Below are 280 nucleotides of genomic sequence, written 5' to 3'. Positions count from 1 at the left end.
CCGTAGGGGATCGAGCGCGCGCCGCCGAAGGTCAGCCGGTTTGCGGCCGCGCTTCCGGCTTCCTCTTCGAGCGTCGCCACGGACGTGCCACCGCGCTGGAGGAGATAGAGCACCATCCCGTCGAGGTTGCCGCCTGCCACTGCGATGCCGCCGAGAGAGATGCCGCCCGCGTTGGTGAATTTCAGGAACGTCGTCCCAGCGTTCACGGCGAGATCGTTGACCGCGCCCGTGTCGTTCACTATCTGCGTGCCGAGCCGGAGCCCGCCCGCGGTGAGCAGTC

At 68.6% G+C, this 280-nt stretch carries 1 pseudogene; it reads right to left on the bottom strand.

The features are described 5' to 3' along the window. Window positions 1-280: pseudogene (locus tag AC0L21_RS38115) on the bottom strand (hypothetical protein); the annotation flags it as partial.

The sequence above is a fragment of the Bradyrhizobium sp. WSM4873 genome, assembly GCF_055811355.1.
The sequence above is the reverse complement of the archived record's forward strand: the minus strand, read 5'-3'. Positions and strand labels throughout refer to the sequence as shown.